This is a genomic window from Colwellia sp. BRX10-3 (assembly GCF_014077505.1).
Classification (GTDB): Bacteria; Pseudomonadota; Gammaproteobacteria; order Enterobacterales; family Alteromonadaceae; genus Cognaticolwellia.
The window spans coordinates 1-365 of sequence record NZ_JACGWA010000046.1; the positions used below are offsets into that span (position 1 = coordinate 1).

The 365-nt window shown below is 54.2% G+C and carries 1 protein-coding gene; it reads right to left on the bottom strand.

Translation table 11 applies throughout. From position 1 onward, the window contains the following. Positions 1-272: hypothetical protein (locus H4J38_RS16965; RefSeq protein WP_182133673.1), on the bottom strand; the 272-nt coding region annotated here is incomplete at its 3' end. Positions 273-365 lie beyond the last annotated feature (93 nt).

The following is a 365-nucleotide window of genomic DNA, read 5'->3' on the forward strand; positions in this document are numbered from 1 at the left end:
CTAACCACCGTGGCGCCACGCAGCCATTGGTAGGTAATTACGCCAGAAACACCATCGATATCCGTGACGGTGGCGGTCAGTAACTGTCCTTGGTTTGGTGTGGTGTCATCAATGGTAATACTGCCGAGATCATTGGTATTACTGACGGCACTGGTCGCACTGCTGACAGGGGTTTCTGCACTGCCTTGGTCGTCGGTATAACTGGCGCTGACGGTTAAGGTTTGGCCGACATCGGCTTGCACGGTGGTGTAAGTTTGTGCCGTGCTAACCACCGTGGCGCCACGCAGCCATTGGTAGGTAATTACGCCAGAAACACCATCGATATCCGTGACGGTGGCGGTCAGTAACTGTCCTTGGTTTGGTGT